Below are 15,389 nucleotides of genomic sequence, written 5' to 3' on the forward strand. Positions count from 1 at the left end.
CTTAACCGTGATACACGGAAATCGTCTTCAGCGAGGCAAACCCGTAGAGCGCCTCAAAACCCTTTTCGCGGCCATGGCCGGATTTCTTCACGCCGCCAAACGGCAGTTCGATGCCACCGCCAGCGCCGTAATTATTGATGAACACCTGACCGGCATGGATGGCATGCGCGAGGCGGAACTGGCGTCCGCCGTCATTGGTCCAGATGCCGCAGACGAGGCCGTATGAAGTCCCATTGGCAATCGCGATGGCTTCTTCTTCCGTGTCGAAAGGCAGAATGACCTGCACCGGACCAAAGATTTCCTCCTGCGCCAGACGATGATCGGCAGGCACGTCGCGGATCAGCGTCGGCAACACATAGGCCCCGCCTTCCGGCGCGTCGTCGGTCAGCACGCCTTGCGCGGCGATGGCCAGCCCGCTTTCCTTGGCCAGTTCCAGATAGCTCTCGACAATTGCCTTCTGGCGCTGCGACACAACCGGGCCGACCGACGGATCGGCGCTGGCAGGGCCAACCTTCAGTGCGCGATAGCGTTCGCTCATGCGCGCGACGACATCTTCATAAATGCTGCGCTCGACGAGGATGCGTGATGCTGCCGAGCAGGTCTGACCGGCATTTTGAATGCCCGCATTGACCAGAAAAGGCAAAGCGCGGTCGAGATCGGCATCGGCGAAAACGATCTGCGGCGATTTTCCGCCGAGTTCCAGCGTCACCGGCACGGTGTTCTTCGCTGCTGCGGCCTGTACCGCTTCGCCCGTGCGCACCGACCCCGTGAACGAGATGTGGTTGACATCGGGATGTTCGGAGAGTGCTGCGCCAGCTTCCGCGCCAAGCCCGGTCACGACATTGAGCGCGCCGACCGGCAGTCCAGCCTTTTCGGCAATTTTCGCGAATTCCAGAATGGTCAGGCAGGCTTCTTCGGCAGGCTTGACCACGGCTGCATTGCCCATGGCCAACGCCGCACCAAGGCTGCGGCCAAGAATCTGCATCGGATAGTTCCACGGAATGATATGGCCCGTGACGCCATGCGGCTCATAGATCGACAGAACCGTAAAGCCGTTCTGATAAGGCAGCGTGTCGCCGTGCACCTTGTCGGCAGATGCGCCGTAAAACTCAAGATAACGCGCCAGCGCCACCACGTCGGCGCGGGCTTGGCTGACCGGCTTGCCGACATCCTTCGATTCCAGATCGGTCAGAAGGTCGATATTCTTCAACACCTCTTCCGAAATGCGATGCAGCACGCGGCCACGCTCGGTGGCGGTCAGCTTGCCCCATTCGCCGGAAAGCGCCTTGCGGGCAGCCGCCACAGCCTCATCGATATCGGCCTTGGTGCCGCGCGCAATCAGCGCCAGATCGCTGCCATCGGAAGGGTTCTTGACAGTGATATGCTCGCCGCCAGCCGCATCCTGCCACTGACCCGCGATGAAATTGCCATAACGGAGCAAGCCCGCTCCTCCCGTCTGGTTCTCATGCTTCATCTTCATTCTCCCGAAGAGGCTGTTCCGCCTCCAATCTTGCCGTGGTGGCGCGGATATGCGCCCGCGCCAGCCGCTCAGCCTGTTCGCCATCGCGCGCGGCAATGGCCTCAACGATGGCGCCATGTTCGCGGATTGCATCGCGCGCACGGTCTACCGATAGCGAAAAGGATGGCGCGAAAACCTGCGATGTCATGCGCAACAGCGGCACGAAGGCGATCAGCGAGGCGTTGCCCGCCGTGTTCATCACCGCCATATGAAAATCGACATTGGACTGGGTATAGGCTTTCGCATCCCACGGATCGACCACAGCCGACTGGCCCGCAACATGGGTGCGCAACCGCGCGATATCCGCATCGCTCGCCCGCTCGGCGGCAAAGCGCGCCGCAACACCGTCCAGCACTTCACGCACGGCATAGGCATCGATCAGGCGGGTGAGATCGGCGGAGGCGACACGTACTCCCCTGCCCGGCAGATGGATGACCAGCCCGTCGCGCTCCAGAACACGCAAGGCTTCCCGCAAGGGCGTGCGGCTGATGCCGAATTCGGTGGCTATATGCTCCTGCCGGAGGATCGCGCCCGGCGCATAAACGCCCGCATAGATTCGCTCCCGAAGCGCCTCTGCCACTTCGTCCAGCAAACGGGTCTGACTACGCCATTCATAAGCCGCCAATCGAAAAGCCTCCCAACTTTTCTGGACACAATATCCTGGATACAAAATCAGTCAATCTGAAAACGGGCGTGCTTTTCAGAAATCAAACGGGGAATGGAAGACCGGAAATTTCGTAAGAGACGTTCAAAACGATATGAACAGTCGAAATGCGTGACTGTCGAGCGTCAGCGCGTATCGGCGCGTATCTGAAACCTGCTCATTCTCCGACGATTTCTGCCAGCATTTCGGCAAGCTGACGGATCTGATCTGGCCCATTGTCCATGTGCCGGATGACGATTTCCATCGGTTCGACGGACGGCAGTCCAGCAGCGGCAGGCACCACCCGATGACCGGGAAGCGCGACACGCGTCGGCAGCAGGCTGACGCCTAGCCCCTCGGCGACGGCACTCTGGATACTCGCCAGGCTGGAGCTGGTAAAAACCACATGCCAGCGCCTGCCGGCCCTATCGAGAGCTTCCATCATATCACTGCGATAAAGTCCGTTTGGCGGGAACACGACAAGCGGCAGCGGGTCGACATGGGAAACGGGAAAATCAGCGCTATCGAGCCATGAAAGGGGTTCGGGCCAGTGCATGGTCCCTACCGTTTCGCCGCGCTTCTGCTTCACCATGACGAGGTCGAACTCACCGGTCTCAAAACCTTTCTGCAAGTCGCGGCTGAGACCGCTTGTCACTTCAAGTTTCGTGTTGGGGTGCGTGCGCATGAAACGTGCCAGCGCAGGTGTCACCAGCCGTGAAGCAAAATCCTCTGGCAATCCGAGGCGAAATACGGCGGCAAGCGCCGTTCCGGTCATCGCGGCTGCGGCCTCATCATGCAGATGCAAGATGCGGCGCGCATAGCCAAGCAGTTTTTCGCCTGCATCTGTCGGGCGCACATCATGCCTGGCACGCTCCAGAAGCACCTGCCCGGCGGCTTCCTCCAGCCGTATAATCTTCTGACTCACGGTCGATTGTGTCGAGTGCAATTGCAAAGCCGCCGCCGTGAAACTGCGGCTGTCGACGACAGCCACGAATGCCCGCATCAGATCGAGATTGAACGTAGTATTCATAAATCAACTGAATATCATTTTAACATTTAATTTTCAAATATTACCACCAGCCTGTATGAAAACGATCAACCAAGGGAGCCGTGAATGCGCCGAATCTTATTCAGCTTAAGTGCCTTGGCATTGATTGCAGGAGCGATTGTGATGAGCGAACCCACCTTGCCTGGCCATCAGGCCATCGCACAAACCGAAACCGGCCTTGTCGAAGCGGCCAGCGCCGGTAATCTCGCCGCCGTGAATGCGGCCATCAAGGCCGGAGCCGATCTTGAAGTGCGTGGCAAGAATGGCGAAACGGCCCTGCTTGCCGCCACCCACGCCAATCAGATTGATGTCGCATGCGCGTTGATCGAGGCGGGCGCGAATGTGAATGCCAAGGACGCGATCAACGACAGTCCCTATCTTTATGCGGGCGCGCGCGGACACCTCGAAATCCTGAAACTGACGCTTGCGCATGGCGCGGACCTGAAGAGTACCAACCGCTATGGCGGAACGGCGCTCATTCCCGCCTCCGAACGCGGGCATGTCGAAACGGTGCGCACGCTGATCGAGGCTGGCGTCAAGGTTGATCATGTCAACAATCTTGGCTGGACGGCGCTTCTTGAAGCCATCATGCTCGGTGATGGCGGCCAGCGCCATGTCGATATCGTGAAGCTCCTCATCGACGCCGGTGCCGACGTCAATCTGGCAGACAATGACGGCATTACACCGCTTCAGCATGCGAGCAGCCGTGGTTATGCACCCATGGTCGCCCTTCTCGAAAAGGCGGGCGCAAAATGAGCGGCGACAGCACCTTTCTCGATCAGGCCATAAGGCTCGCCTTCGACAATGTCGATCAGGGTGGACGCCCGTTCGGCGCCGTGGTGGTCAAGGACGGTGAGGTCATCGCCACAGGCGTCAATCGCATGCGGGCCGATTGCGATCCGACCGCCCATGCCGAATTGCTGGCACTGCGCGCGGCGGGCAAGACGCTGCAATCGCCGCGTCTCGATGGCTGTGAAGTCTATGCAAGCGGCCAGCCCTGCCCGATGTGCTTTGCCGCGATGCGCATGGCGGGCGTCAAAAAAATCCGCTTCGCCTATTCCAATGAGCAGGCCGAGCCCTTTGGCCTTTCAACCGCAAAAATCGCGACTGAGCTTGCCAAGCCCCTCAGCGCACAGACTGGCGTCAGCTTCGAACATTCCCCGCCGGAAAACGATCCTGAACTCTACCAGGCATGGGAAAACAAGAACAAGGCAGGCGCCTGAGACATGCAGACCACCGCCCATCCTGCAACCAGCAGCAAGCATGCAGCAAGCCTCGCACTCATCGTCCTGATCGGCCTCAACCTGCGTCCGTTCCTGACCGCGCCGGGGCCGGTACTTTCGGACATTGCAGCCGATACCGGCATGGGTTTCGGTGCGCTTTCCCTGCTGACCTTTCTGCCAATGATGCTGATGGGACTTGGCGCTTTCGCTGCTCCCCGCATCCAGTCGCTGTTCGGCACCCGCCGCAGCATGTTCTCAGCACTTGCCATTCTTGTAGCAGGCTCCCTCCTGCGCGGCTTTGTGCCGGGTGGCGTTTCGCTGGTCCTGACCGCCGTTTTGTGCGGTGCCGGCGTTGCGATGATCCAGGCCTTGATGCCCGGCCTTATCAAGGCCAATTTCCCGTCGAGCATTGCCGCCGTGACCGGGCTCTACTCGGCCATGATCATGGGCGGCGGCGCTCTCGGGGCACGGTTGACACCATGGCTTGCAGGCACGGAGCACAATTGGCGCTTTGCCCTCGCCGTTCTTGCAATTCCAGCGGTGCTGGCGTTGCTGACGGCAATCCCCATTCTCCGCGAAACATCATCGTCAGGCAAAAATTCCGGAATAACCGGGCATCTGCTGCGACGCCCCCGCACCTGGGTGCTGATGGCCGCTTTCGGTCTCGTCAACGCGGGCTATTCATCCATGGTCGCCTGGCTCGCCCCCTATTACCAGTCGCTGGGTCTTGCCGCTTCCACGACCGGCAATCTTGTTGCGGCGATGGCCGTCGCACAAGCCATCTCGGCCTTCGGGCTGCCTCTGCTCGCCCGCCACAGCACCGACCGCCGCCCTTGGTTGCTGCTGACACTGGCCATGCAGGCAATTGGCTTCGCAGGTCTTGCTTTCGCACCGCAGCTTTCGCCTTTCTGCTGGTCAGCCATCTGCGGCGCTGGGCTCGGCGGCAGCTTCGCCCTTGCGATGATCACATCGCTCGATCACCTGCCCAGACCGGAAGAAGCAGGCGCTCTGGCTGCCATGATGCAGGGCGGCGGTTTTCTGATCGCCGCTATCGGCCCCGTCGCGACCGCCTTCCTGCACAGTCTTACCGGTTCGTTCGCCTCCGGCTGGATCATGCATCTCGTTCTGGTCGCAAGCATCTGTCCGCTTTATCTCAGCTTCAATCCACGCAAATATGCGCATGTAATGAAACTGCCGGTTCAGGCGGAAACTGGCACACAATAGCGTGACCCCGCCAGTTTATGGCCCAAAAACAGTTTTCGTTGAGCAATTTTAGGCTAGATAGCTTGCTGACCTTCCCAATCGGGTTAAGGTTACAGGAACGCTGCCTTTTTTGCGCGGCACTTGCAGCGATTCCGGCCGACACAGAATCGTAAGCCGCTCTAGTCCCGAATACTGGTCATGACATGAAGCACGAAACCGCTATCCAGCAAGGCAAGCCCACCGCTCCGGATGGTTTGCCTAAGCCGAGAATCTATTGGGCATGGGCGACCCTGATGGTGGGTCTGACACTCGCGGTCGTCGATGGCACGATTGCAAATGTCGCCTTGCCGACGATTGCTGCCGATTTTTCTGCCGGTCCCGCAGCCTCGATCTGGATCGTCAACGGCTATCAGCTCGCAATTGTGGTCACCCTGCTTCCACTTGCGGCGCTTGGCGAAATCTATGGCTATCGGCGGGTCTATCTTGGCGGGGTGGCGTTGTTTACAGTCGCTTCCGTGGCCTGCATCTTCTCGCGCTCGCTTGAAGCGCTCACTTTGGCCCGCATCATACAAGGACTGGGCGCAGCAGGCCTGATGAGTGTGAACACCGCCCTTCTGCGCTATACGGTGCCGCAGGCAAAATTCGGCACAGCCATCGGCCTCAATGCGCTCTTTGTTGCGGTTTCGTCGACCATCGGGCCGACACTTGCCGGCGTCATACTGTCCTCCCTGAGCTGGCCCTGGCTTTTCGTCATCAATATTCCGCTCGGCGTCGCTGCGGTCCTTATGGGTCTCAAAAGCCTGCCCGAGAATGACCGCTCTGCGCGCAAATTCGACGTGGTCAGCGCCTTTCTGTCAGCACTCACCTTCGGTCTCCTGATCACGTCCATCGACAGTGCAGGCAACGAAATCGGTTCTTCCATCGTGCTGTTACAGGCGGCGGGCTGCGTGATCGCAGCCGTTCTCCTCACACGACGGTCGTTGCGCATGGCCGATCCGCTACTGCCGCTCGATCTCTTGCGCATCCCGGTTTTCGCGCTTTCCATCTGTACCTCGATCATGTCGTTTCTGGCGCAGATGATGGCATTCATCTCGCTGCCTTTCCTCTTTCAGATCGTGTTTGGTTTCAAGCCGATCGAGGTAGGCTTTCTGATGATGCCATGGCCCATCGCGCTAGCACTCGTTGCGCCACTTTCGGGTAAACTGTCCGACAAATATTCACCGGCCATTCTAGGCCTGCTGGGCCTGATCACATTCGCCGTCGGCCTTGCTCTGGTCGGCATGTTGCCGGAACACCCATCCATCATGGATATCTGTTGGCGCATGGCAATCTGCGGAATTGGCTTCGGCCTGTTTCAGGCACCAAACAATCGCATGATGATTACGTCCACGCCACGAGCGCGCAGCGGTGCGGCAAGCGGCATGCTGGGCACAGCGCGCCTTCTCGGCCAGTCGCTTGGGGCGGCATTCGTCGCATTTTTGCTGGCGCAATGGGGCGTGGAAGGAACGCCCTATATTCTCTTCTTCGCATCCGGCTTCGCACTGTTTGCCTCGCTCATCAGCGTCACACGCCTTGGGCGATGACTTCATCCACAGCTTTGGAGAGAGCCGGCAAATATCTTGCACAAGGAAGCGAATTTCCCTGTTGCAATCTCAGAAGCGTTGGTCCATATAGCGCCTGCCTGACGGAAACGAACGGTTTCCGGAATGACTGGCGCGAGCGGGTGTAGCTCAGGGGTAGAGCACAACCTTGCCAAGGTTGGGGTCGAGGGTTCGAATCCCTTCGCCCGCTCCAGTTTCTCTTCAGATCAGGTTTTACGAAGGCTGCCGACAGGCGGCCTTTCGTGTTTCAAGACTGAGCTGTTCGGACTTCTGCTAAAGCGGCCCCATTTAAAACAGAGCCGTTGGAACCGCTCTATCTGTTTGTTTTTACGCATGTCTTTATCTCGAAACCCGCTCTCATTTTCGGGAGACATGCTCTATAGCAGCTTGAATGGCAGGCCCGAAACGAGCGCCTTTATATAGCGTTTCTTCTGAAAATTGCCGTTGAGGGAAATACGCGGAATAGCCGCAACCGACATCTTGCCGGGTTGCTGCAACACGCCCGGCTGGGTGGTCACCCCTGCATCGAAGCCTGCTTCGGAGATGGCACCTATCTCGCGCGCTCCAACAGCCGACTTCCATCCATATGGATAGGCAAATGATCGCGGTCTGTAACCGGCATAGCGTTCCACGGTATCGGTCGAATCAGCAATTTCCTTTGCCAGCCTTTTGTCATCGATACGATGCAGATTGACGTGGGTGACCGTGTGGGCTCCAAGGTGCACAAGCGGATCGAGAGCAAGCTTTCGTAATTCCGATGCGCTCATTACTGATTCATCGACAAGAGAAATTGCGTCAATCCCGACCGTCAGCGCGGCTGCATCAATGCGGGCTACCGCTTCGTCTTCATCGAAACACTGCATGAACTGCACGAGCCGGGTAAAGACCGCCGATTTTTGAGCCGGACTTGCCAAGCGGATATCGACAGCACCGCCGCCAAAGTCAAACCAGAAGCTGTCAGCTTCCGTCACCAGAGCAGCGATGGTTCTCCACCACATGGAACGATTGCGCTCCACGAAGCCGGTCGTGATGAAAATCGTGTAGGGGATGTTGTATCGGGCAAATATCGGAGCCGCAAATTCCGCATTGTTCCGATAGCCGTCATCCAGTGTGAAGGCGACATATTTCTGTTTGTTATCCGGCTCGGAAAGCAGTTTCGGCAAATCATGCAGATGCACGGGAACGAGGTCTGCTTCCAACGCCGCTTCTATTGCCATTGCGAGCGTTTGCGGTGTAATCGAAAGAATGGCGTTGGGATCGGAACGATCCCGCACATCGTCCGGTTTTACGTGATGCATTGTGAAGACAACACCGCGGCCGCCGGCTGAAGGGAAAAGCGCCGCCGCACCGGAAAGTGCGATAGCCTCCAGCCCCGCCCTGATCAGCGGATATTTCAAACTGCCCTTTATTGACCGCAGTGACATCGTCTCGAATACATTTCCCCGAGGGACCGGCTTCGCAAAGATAGAGCGCCAGCCCTGAACCCATCTGCCCTATAGCAATTTCATCACCCCGCGTGAATTGCTTTCACAACCCCTTGCTTCAAGCAAAAAGGCCGCACGCAAAGCGTACGGCCCTTTATCATAGTGTTCGTTAAAACTAACACCGAAAACCTATAAGCATAACTCATGGGTTTTCGGTTAAGCCCGAGTGGCGATTGAACTTTTTCAAGGCGTGATGCGTCAGCATCTCAGCGCCTTGGTATAACGTATCAAAGCGAAGTCGAGCTCTTCCACCAGTCGGTTCCGCCATCATGCGCGTACTGGTCGATTTCAGCCAGTTCTTCGGCGCTGAAATCCAGTCCCTTCAGGGCTCCCAGAGAATTTTCCAACTGCGCCACCGAGCTCGCGCCGATGAGCGAAGAGGTGACACGCGGATCGCGGAGCGTCCAGGCAATAGCCATCTGGGCCAAGGTCTGCCCACGACGCTCCGCAATGGCGTTCAGTGACCGGATACGTCCCAGCAGCTCTTCGCTCTGTGCGCTTGCCTTCAAGGAACCGCCCTGATTCGCTCGCGCGCCTTCGGGAATGCCATCCAGATAGCGCGATGTCAGCAAACCCTGAGCCAATGGCGAAAAGACGATGCAGCCGGTGCCCAGCTCATCGAGCGTGTCGAGCAGGCCGTTCTCGATCCAGCGATTGAACATGTTGTAATTCGGCTGGTGAATGAAAAGTGGTACACGTTCTTCCTTCAGGATCGCCGCCGCCTTTTGAGTGAGTTCGGGCGAATAGCTGGAAATGCCGACATAAAGTGCCTTGCCCTGACGGTGCAGATGCGCAAGCGCTCCCATCGTCTCTTCCAACGGCGTCGTGGCATCGACGCGATGTGAGTAGAAGATGTCAACATAGTCGAGCCCCATCCGCTTCAGCGATTGGTCCAGACTGGCAATCAGATATTTGCGGCTGCCGCCGATCCCGCCGTAAGGCCCCGGCCACATATCCCAACCGGCCTTCGACGAAATGATCATCTCGTCGCGATAGGGTCGAAAATCGGCCATGATGCGGCCGAAGTTTTCTTCAGCGGATCCGGGCGGCGGGCCATAATTATTCGCGAGATCAAAATGGGTTACACCCTGATCGAATGCACGACGCAGAATCGCGCGCCCGTTTTCATAGACATCCCGACCTCCGAAATTGTGCCAGAGGCCAAGCGATATCGCTGGCAAATCGATGCCGCTCCGACCGGTACGGCGATAGATCATATCTGACTGATAGCGATCAGCCGCTGCAGAATAATGCATAACGCATCTCCATGAGTGAAATGGTTTGACCACGCATGGAAGACAGCGCCGATCCCATGCATAACAGGTGTGACGCATATTTGATCCCAAAGGGGAACCGAGGCAATGCTAATCTGCTGAGTGTTACTCAACGAAAGAATGACGAATAATCAACAACGGCTCTTAACGTGATCCGACTTCCTCAGCGACCACCAATTTCGCGAGGCCCTGATCTTCGCGGATGAGATCAATCAGCCGTCGCAAACCAGATGGAACCTGTCGTCTGCTCGGATAATACATGGTCAGGGGCGGACCTTCCGAAGCCCAATCCGGTAGCACGGCTTCAAGCGTACCTGCGTCCAGGTAGTTCTTGACCAATGGCTCCAGACAATAGGCAAAGCCGATCCCGCCCAAAGCGGCTTCCACAGCCTGTTCGGTTTCATTGGCGCAAATCGGTCCTTTCACATCGACCCGGCGCAAGGAAGCGCCGTTCCCCAATTCCCATGCATATCGGGAATTGTCCCCGAGCCTCGTCTCTATACACGGCAAGCGGAGCAGATCGTCCGGCGTTTCGGGGCGCCCTGCCCTTGATATCAATGCCGGAGATCCGACCACGATCCATTGCAAGGGACCGGTTAACGCAACGCCAATCATATCCTGCGGCACCCGATCGCCATAACGGATCCCCGCATCGAAGCCCTCAGCGACGATATCAACCATCTGGTCATCTATAGTGATGTCGAGATGCATATCGGGATAGGTTCGCGTATAGCGCGGTAAGATGGGGGCGATGATCAGCCGTGCAGCATCACGCAACGCGTTGAGCCTTATGCGCCCCGATGGAAAGTCGCGCTGACTGGTCAGAGCTTCCAGGGCCTCCCCTATCGTCCGCAGTCCGCTTTCAAGTTGTGTCGCAAGTGCCGCACCGGCTTCAGTCGGTGTGAGGGAGCGGCTGGTACGGTTGAGCAATCGCACACCCAAGTCCGCCTCCAGTTTTTTCATACGATGACTGATTGCGGAGGTTGTAACGCCGAGTTCGATTGCAGCCTGCTTCATGCTTTGGCGGCGTACGATTGTCACGAATATGTTGAGATCAGCCAGCACGGAGCGATCGCGGTTCACTATTGTCTTCCTTTGATAGGCAGGTGATTTGATAGCTTAAACAGGTTGGTTTGTCGCTATTCTGGTCGCTTGGAATAACGTGCGCGGCCTAAACGCCAAAACCCCGCAGCATAGCTACGGGGTTTGTATTTTGGTTGCGGGGGCAGGCTTTAACGGCTGGCATAAAAGGGAGGCTGGGATTCTTGCCCACCTCCCGGCGCTGGCGAAGTCGAGGATGCCGAGCAGCTTGCCGCGTAGGGTGGCGTGCACCTCCCCGCGTTGGTCGCCGGGGGTGGGCCGATTTCTCCGATCAGCGCGCGGAGCGCTTCCGCCGCCAACCTGCCACCATCGGGATCGGTGGGCCTTTCGGTCAGACGCTCAACGCGAAGGCGGTAGAGGTTGGCGATGTCGGATGAACATCGGGAATATCGGCGGGCGCTTCGGCAAGGCGGGCGACAATCTCCGTCTTTTGCCGTTCGAGGTCATTCATGCGGGCCTTCATGCTCGGCTGATACATGCCGTCCTCAATGGCCGTCATAATTCCGGCAACAGCCTTGGCGATCTTCGCCAGCGCCTTGCGGCGGTTTCGGCTTGCGTGCGCCGGTCGCGGTTCAGCCGGTTCATTTCTTCGGCATAGGCGCGGATGGCTTCAGCCACCGCTTCCGACGACACCAGCTTTTCCTTGAGGCCGGTCAGCACGCGCGCCTCGATGTTCTGGCGGGTGATGGTGCGGTTGTTGTCGCCGGTGCCGCGCCGGCGATGGTTGAGGCAGGCATAGCGGTTCGGCGTGATGATGCCGACCTTGCCGCCGCAGCATCAGCAGGCGAGAAGGCCGGAAAGAAGATGAACCGGACGGGTCGCCAGATGCACGCGCTTCATCCGGCCTTCGCGGGTATTGGCCGGATTCGGCCCGAAGTTGGCCGCGATCTGCTTCTGCCGTGCGCGGGCGGCGCTCCACAGTTCGTCGTCCACGATGCGCAGGTGTGGTACCTCCGTCCTGATCCATTGGCTTTCCGGATTGAGGCGCGACACGGGCTTGCCGGTTGATGGGGCCTTGATGAACCGCATGCGGTTCCAGACCAGCACGCCGGCATATAGCTCGTTGTTGACGATGCTGGTGCCGCGCGAGACATGGCCGCGGATGCTGGTATCGCCCCATGCACGGCCAAGCAGGCCGGGAATGCCGTCGCGGTTGAGATCCCTGGCAAGGCCTTCGAACTTTTGCCGGATGCAAATTCGCGAAGATGCGGCGGATGGTGTCGGCCTCCTCCGGGATGATTTCCCGCTCGCCCCGGATCGGCTCGCCGTTGGCGTCCAGCTTCTTGAGGACACGATAGTCGTAGCAATGCCCGCCCCCGCCTTGCCTTTCTCCACCCTGCCTCGAAGGCCGCGATGCGTCTTCATGGCAAGGTCCTTGAGGAACAGCGCGTTCATCGTGCCTTTCAGGCCGACGTGAAGCTCGGAGATTTCACCCTCGGCCAAGGTGACGATGCTGACACCTGCGAATTTCAGATGCTTGTAGAGGGTGGCAACGTCCGCCTGATCGCGGCTGATGCGGTCAAGCGCTCGGCCAGAAGGATGTTGAACTCGCCGCGCTGTGCATCGCACACGAGCCGCTGAATGCCGGACCGCAGGATTGTGCTGGAACCGGATATGGCCGCATCCTCATGGGAACCGACGATCTCCCATCGCTCCTGCGCGGCCCGCTCCCGGCACAGCCGGAACTGGTCGTTTCCAACTGCCCCTGAACCAGAAAGAATGAAGATTTAACGTTTTGTAACAGATATTTAGCTGCCATCGCACTGCGTCGTAGAAAAGGTATAAAAAAGAAAAGTTCTACAATTCAAATCCCCGATCTTGTCCAAAGTCGATGCCGAGGGTTATCATCAAGGTGTGGTTTTCTTCGCCAGCCGCACGCCCGGACCACTGCCGTTTTCGGAAATGAACTCGATACCAGCGGCTTCTAACGCTGCACGGATCGCTTCGAGATTATTAGCGTGAGGTAAGCGAACTCCTCGCTCGAAATCCACAACCGTCGGTCTGGATACCTTCGCTGCGTCAGCTAACTGACCTTGGCTTAGGCCCAGCATTGCTCGTGCTCCCCTACACTGAGCGGCAGTAATACTATTTGGCAATTGCCCGTCCCGTTGTTTGACAAAAAGAAAATATTTTGTTAATTTAACAAACATTGCATGCGCCAATGCTCGCAGCCGAGCGGGATGTTTGCACCATCTCGCCCGGCCTAACCACAACCTAAGCTACTTGGGAGCTCAGATCATGGCTGATTCTGACAATAGCACGACTTTGTCTTCCGTCACGCGCCGGATGTTGCTGACGGGCACGATGGCAACCACGGCAATGTTGTCGTTTGAATATGGCGCGGGCGCTGCCGAGGCACTTACCGGCAATGCCGCCTCCGACCCCGCGATGGCGCAGTGGCGGGCGTGGAAAGTTGCCTGTCTTAACACCGTCGCCTTATGCGAGAAACAGCAGAAGCTTGAGACCCAACTGATCAATGCCGTTGGCTTTCCGCATGTCAACGTCTATCTGCCGGACAAAGGTGCCACCGCCGCCATCTGGTGGCAGGGCGACATCGGGGAGTATTTCGAACGCCGTTCCGCCTCCGCCGATGTCCGCGCCAAAGCCAAGGCCGATCTCGCGGCCCATCAGGCCCGCTGGGATGCCGAAGATGAACGCATCGGCTATTCCGCCGCAAGGCAGGCGGAACGGATCGCCGCCGACCGTGAGCAGGAACTGCTGGACGCCCTGACGGACACGCCCGCCACGACGCTTGCGGGCGTGGCGGGCAAGCTCGATGCTGCCTTAAGCGAGGGCGCACCTTCCGAAGATTCCATGGAGTTCCCTTGGCCGCTGCTACGCTCGGCGTTTGATAACATTCTGCTTATCATGCGGCACGGGGTGCGTCATGAACCGTCCGCCCCCGGGAAAAGGCGGCGGACATGACCCTGCCTGAACACCTCGGCCATTTCCCCGAGAGTAAGCGCCGTGAACTGGAACGGATCGTACGAAACCTTTTCGATGAGTTCGAGGATGCACAAAAGAGCAAGCTGTCGGAAAAGAAGAAGAATGGCCGTATACTCAAGCTGGTTCTCTTTGTCCCTTATCGCTCTGAATATAACCTGCTGGTGGTCGTTACGCCCGAGACCTCTGCCGATCCGCGTTTTTGGTATCGGGCAGAAGAACGTTTCTTACGAGAACTGACGATCACCAGACATCTGGCAACGCCGGTCAATTTCATCGTTCACTCCATCATGGACGTGAACAATCAGCTCGCGCTCGGTCTGCCCTTCTTCGTGGACATCGCTCGCGACGGCATTTTGCTCTACGAGGCACCGGGCTTTCCCTTCGCCAGCCCCAAACCGCTCGATCCAGAGGCCGCCAGGGCTGAGATGCACCGGCATCTCGAGCACTGGTTCCCAAGTGCCGCGCATCGCTTCGAACTGGCGAAGGAGGCCATGGGGCGTGGCTATCACAGGGAAGCAGCCTTTGACCTGCACCAGACCGTCGAACGGCTCTATCATTGCACGCTGCATGTTCTGACGCTCTATCGCCCGAAATCTCACCGGCTGACCTTTCTACGCACCCATGCGGAACAGGTCGCGCCCCAGCTTATGGACGTCTGGCCCAGCGACAGCCGTTTTGCCGCGCGGTGCTTTGCCCGCCTCGAACGCGCCTATGTCGAGGCTCGTTATTCGCATCACTACAAAATCACAGGCGAAGAACTGGCTTGGCTGGCCGAGCGCGTGAAGGAGCTGCAAGAAACCACCGCCGCAATCTGCGCTGCACACCTCAATGGGTTCGACCGCGCAGGAATGTGGAAACCGAGCCTCACCATGACCATCAGGTTGCCCTGAGCGTCAATCGCGGCCAGGGATCAAAGTACGAGGCTCCTTTTGCCAAGCCCATGGCTGAGAAGCGAGTCAGCTCGTCTGCTTCGGAGCCGGTAAGCAACATAAAGCTCGGCCGCTTCGCACCTTCAAATCGGACGTTGTTTCCCGAAAGTGGACGAACCTCACTTCAGTTTGCTTACAGCCCTCAGATAGTTCGATTCCTGCCAAGGGATTCGAACTGCTCGACCTGCCGCCATCGTCAAACACCGAAAGCCCCGGCGCTATTGCATCCGGGGCTTTGTGTTGTCGGCCTGACTGTCTAGCGAGCGCCTGCTACACTTCGATTTCGAGTGTTTTATATGACAGATTTGGTTGCGGGGGCTCGCAACCACCGATACCGACATTCGCTTGAAATAGCGATCTAGCAACATTAAAATTAAGGTTAGACAAAGTACACTGAAAGTCCGCTGCGGAATCGTAG

General features: G+C 58.2%; 16 protein-coding genes, 1 tRNA gene and 1 pseudogene. 7 read left to right on the forward strand and 11 right to left on the reverse strand.

The features are described 5' to 3' along the window. Position 1: 1 nt before the first annotated feature. From CQZ93_RS10900 to CQZ93_RS10910, 3 genes are all read right to left on the reverse strand, one after another. A complete protein-coding gene (locus CQZ93_RS10900; protein ID WP_105542575.1) occupies positions 2-1,474 on the reverse strand; it encodes an aldehyde dehydrogenase family protein in 1,473 nt (490 codons plus the stop codon). Continuing rightward, positions 1,464-2,144: a GntR family transcriptional regulator gene (locus CQZ93_RS10905; RefSeq protein ID WP_105542576.1), complete on the reverse strand. Its 681-nt coding sequence runs from the start codon at positions 2,142-2,144 to the stop codon at positions 1,464-1,466. The genes CQZ93_RS10900 and CQZ93_RS10905 overlap by 11 nt, the downstream gene beginning before the upstream one ends. A gap of 196 nt (positions 2,145-2,340) precedes the next feature. Further along, positions 2,341-3,192 (reverse strand): LysR family transcriptional regulator, encoded by an 852-nt coding sequence (locus tag CQZ93_RS10910; RefSeq protein ID WP_105542577.1) that lies wholly within the window; start codon positions 3,190-3,192, stop codon positions 2,341-2,343. Between the two features lie 141 nt (positions 3,193-3,333). Between CQZ93_RS10910 and CQZ93_RS10915 the strand changes: the two genes are divergently transcribed. From CQZ93_RS10915 to CQZ93_RS10935, 5 genes are all read left to right on the forward strand, one after another. Continuing rightward, the gene (locus CQZ93_RS10915; RefSeq protein WP_286153078.1) at positions 3,334-3,966 is read left to right on the forward strand and encodes an ankyrin repeat domain-containing protein; all 633 of its coding nucleotides are present in this window, start codon (positions 3,334-3,336) and stop codon (positions 3,964-3,966) included. Continuing rightward, positions 3,963-4,433, forward strand: a complete 471-nt coding sequence (locus CQZ93_RS10920) for a nucleoside deaminase (protein ID WP_105542579.1) — start codon at positions 3,963-3,965, stop codon at positions 4,431-4,433. The genes CQZ93_RS10915 and CQZ93_RS10920 overlap by 4 nt, the downstream gene beginning before the upstream one ends. A gap of 3 nt (positions 4,434-4,436) precedes the next feature. Continuing rightward, entirely contained in the window at positions 4,437-5,657 is a 1,221-nt protein-coding gene (locus CQZ93_RS10925) for a cyanate transporter (RefSeq protein ID WP_105542580.1), read from the forward strand. A gap of 182 nt (positions 5,658-5,839) precedes the next feature. Beyond that, complete coding sequence (locus CQZ93_RS10930; protein WP_105542581.1) at positions 5,840-7,219, forward strand: MFS transporter; 1,380 nt, start codon at positions 5,840-5,842, stop codon at positions 7,217-7,219. Positions 7,220-7,355: 136 nt separating this feature from the next. Further along, a tRNA-Gly gene (locus CQZ93_RS10935) sits at positions 7,356-7,430 on the forward strand. 184 nt (positions 7,431-7,614) lie between these two features. On the opposite strand, the gene CQZ93_RS10940 is transcribed toward CQZ93_RS10935, so the two are convergent. From CQZ93_RS10940 to CQZ93_RS10960, 8 genes and pseudogenes are all read right to left on the reverse strand, one after another. Further along, the gene (locus CQZ93_RS10940) at positions 7,615-8,661 is read right to left on the reverse strand and encodes a polysaccharide deacetylase family protein (protein ID WP_105542582.1); all 1,047 of its coding nucleotides are present in this window, start codon (positions 8,659-8,661) and stop codon (positions 7,615-7,617) included. Positions 8,662-8,948: 287 nt separating this feature from the next. Further along, the gene (gene mgrA / locus CQZ93_RS10945; RefSeq protein ID WP_105542583.1) at positions 8,949-9,977 is read right to left on the reverse strand and encodes an L-glyceraldehyde 3-phosphate reductase; all 1,029 of its coding nucleotides are present in this window, start codon (positions 9,975-9,977) and stop codon (positions 8,949-8,951) included. Positions 9,978-10,139: 162 nt separating this feature from the next. After that, positions 10,140-11,078, reverse strand: coding sequence for a LysR family transcriptional regulator (locus CQZ93_RS10950; protein WP_105542584.1), 939 nt, complete (start codon positions 11,076-11,078; stop codon positions 10,140-10,142). Positions 11,079-11,427: 349 nt separating this feature from the next. After that, positions 11,428-11,595: a hypothetical protein gene (locus tag CQZ93_RS26635; RefSeq protein WP_181153340.1), complete on the reverse strand. Its 168-nt coding sequence runs from the start codon at positions 11,593-11,595 to the stop codon at positions 11,428-11,430. Then, positions 11,592-11,756: a hypothetical protein gene (locus CQZ93_RS26640; protein ID WP_181153341.1), complete on the reverse strand. Its 165-nt coding sequence runs from the start codon at positions 11,754-11,756 to the stop codon at positions 11,592-11,594. The genes CQZ93_RS26635 and CQZ93_RS26640 overlap by 4 nt, the downstream gene beginning before the upstream one ends. Before the next feature lie 117 nt (positions 11,757-11,873). Then, positions 11,874-12,491 carry a recombinase family protein gene (locus CQZ93_RS10955; RefSeq protein ID WP_350308593.1) on the reverse strand — a complete coding sequence of 206 codons (618 nt, stop codon included), beginning with the start codon at positions 12,489-12,491 and terminating at the stop codon, positions 11,874-11,876. Further along, positions 12,477-12,823 (reverse strand): annotated as a pseudogene (locus CQZ93_RS27235) (recombinase family protein); the annotation flags it as partial. The pseudogene CQZ93_RS27235 and the gene CQZ93_RS10955, both read right to left, overlap by 15 nt. A 120-nt stretch (positions 12,824-12,943) precedes the next feature. Continuing rightward, positions 12,944-13,246, reverse strand: a complete 303-nt coding sequence (locus CQZ93_RS10960) for a helix-turn-helix domain-containing protein (RefSeq protein WP_286153084.1) — start codon at positions 13,244-13,246, stop codon at positions 12,944-12,946. Between the two features lie 88 nt (positions 13,247-13,334). Here CQZ93_RS10960 and CQZ93_RS10965 point away from each other — a divergent pair, with 88 nt between their 5' ends. Continuing rightward, positions 13,335-14,021 (forward strand): hypothetical protein, encoded by a 687-nt coding sequence (locus tag CQZ93_RS10965; RefSeq protein WP_105542586.1) that lies wholly within the window; start codon positions 13,335-13,337, stop codon positions 14,019-14,021. Further along, positions 14,018-14,932 carry a HEPN domain-containing protein gene (locus CQZ93_RS10970; RefSeq protein ID WP_105542587.1) on the forward strand — a complete coding sequence of 305 codons (915 nt, stop codon included), beginning with the start codon at positions 14,018-14,020 and terminating at the stop codon, positions 14,930-14,932. The genes CQZ93_RS10965 and CQZ93_RS10970 overlap by 4 nt, the downstream gene beginning before the upstream one ends. Positions 14,933-15,389 lie beyond the last annotated feature (457 nt).

Origin of the sequence: Ochrobactrum vermis, assembly GCF_002975205.1 — a bacterium.
GTDB lineage: Bacteria > Pseudomonadota > Alphaproteobacteria > Rhizobiales > Rhizobiaceae > Brucella > Brucella vermis.

What these genes read in the sequence shown, in the direction of transcription:
- CQZ93_RS10960 (WP_286153084.1), bottom strand. Translation starts at nt 13,246, where the DNA reads ATGTTTGTTAAATTAACAAAATATTTTCTTTTTGTCAAACAACGGGAC.
- mgrA (WP_105542583.1), bottom strand. Translation starts at nt 9,977, where the DNA reads ATGCATTATTCTGCAGCGGCTGATCGCTATCAGTCAGATATGATCTAT.
- CQZ93_RS10900 (WP_105542575.1), bottom strand. Translation starts at nt 1,474, where the DNA reads ATGAAGCATGAGAACCAGACGGGAGGAGCGGGCTTGCTCCGTTATGGC.
- CQZ93_RS10940 (WP_105542582.1), bottom strand. Translation starts at nt 8,661, where the DNA reads ATGTCACTGCGGTCAATAAAGGGCAGTTTGAAATATCCGCTGATCAGG.
- CQZ93_RS26635 (WP_181153340.1), bottom strand. Translation starts at nt 11,595, where the DNA reads ATGACGGCCATTGAGGACGGCATGTATCAGCCGAGCATGAAGGCCCGC.
- CQZ93_RS10910 (WP_105542577.1), bottom strand. Translation starts at nt 3,192, where the DNA reads ATGAATACTACGTTCAATCTCGATCTGATGCGGGCATTCGTGGCTGTC.
- CQZ93_RS10925 (WP_105542580.1), top strand. Translation starts at nt 4,437, where the DNA reads ATGCAGACCACCGCCCATCCTGCAACCAGCAGCAAGCATGCAGCAAGC.
- CQZ93_RS10915 (WP_286153078.1), top strand. Translation starts at nt 3,334, where the DNA reads ATGAGCGAACCCACCTTGCCTGGCCATCAGGCCATCGCACAAACCGAA.
- CQZ93_RS10970 (WP_105542587.1), top strand. Translation starts at nt 14,018, where the DNA reads ATGACCCTGCCTGAACACCTCGGCCATTTCCCCGAGAGTAAGCGCCGT.
- CQZ93_RS10955 (WP_350308593.1), bottom strand. Translation starts at nt 12,491, where the DNA reads ATGAACGCGCTGTTCCTCAAGGACCTTGCCATGAAGACGCATCGCGGC.
- CQZ93_RS10930 (WP_105542581.1), top strand. Translation starts at nt 5,840, where the DNA reads ATGAAGCACGAAACCGCTATCCAGCAAGGCAAGCCCACCGCTCCGGAT.
- CQZ93_RS10965 (WP_105542586.1), top strand. Translation starts at nt 13,335, where the DNA reads ATGGCTGATTCTGACAATAGCACGACTTTGTCTTCCGTCACGCGCCGG.
- CQZ93_RS10920 (WP_105542579.1), top strand. Translation starts at nt 3,963, where the DNA reads ATGAGCGGCGACAGCACCTTTCTCGATCAGGCCATAAGGCTCGCCTTC.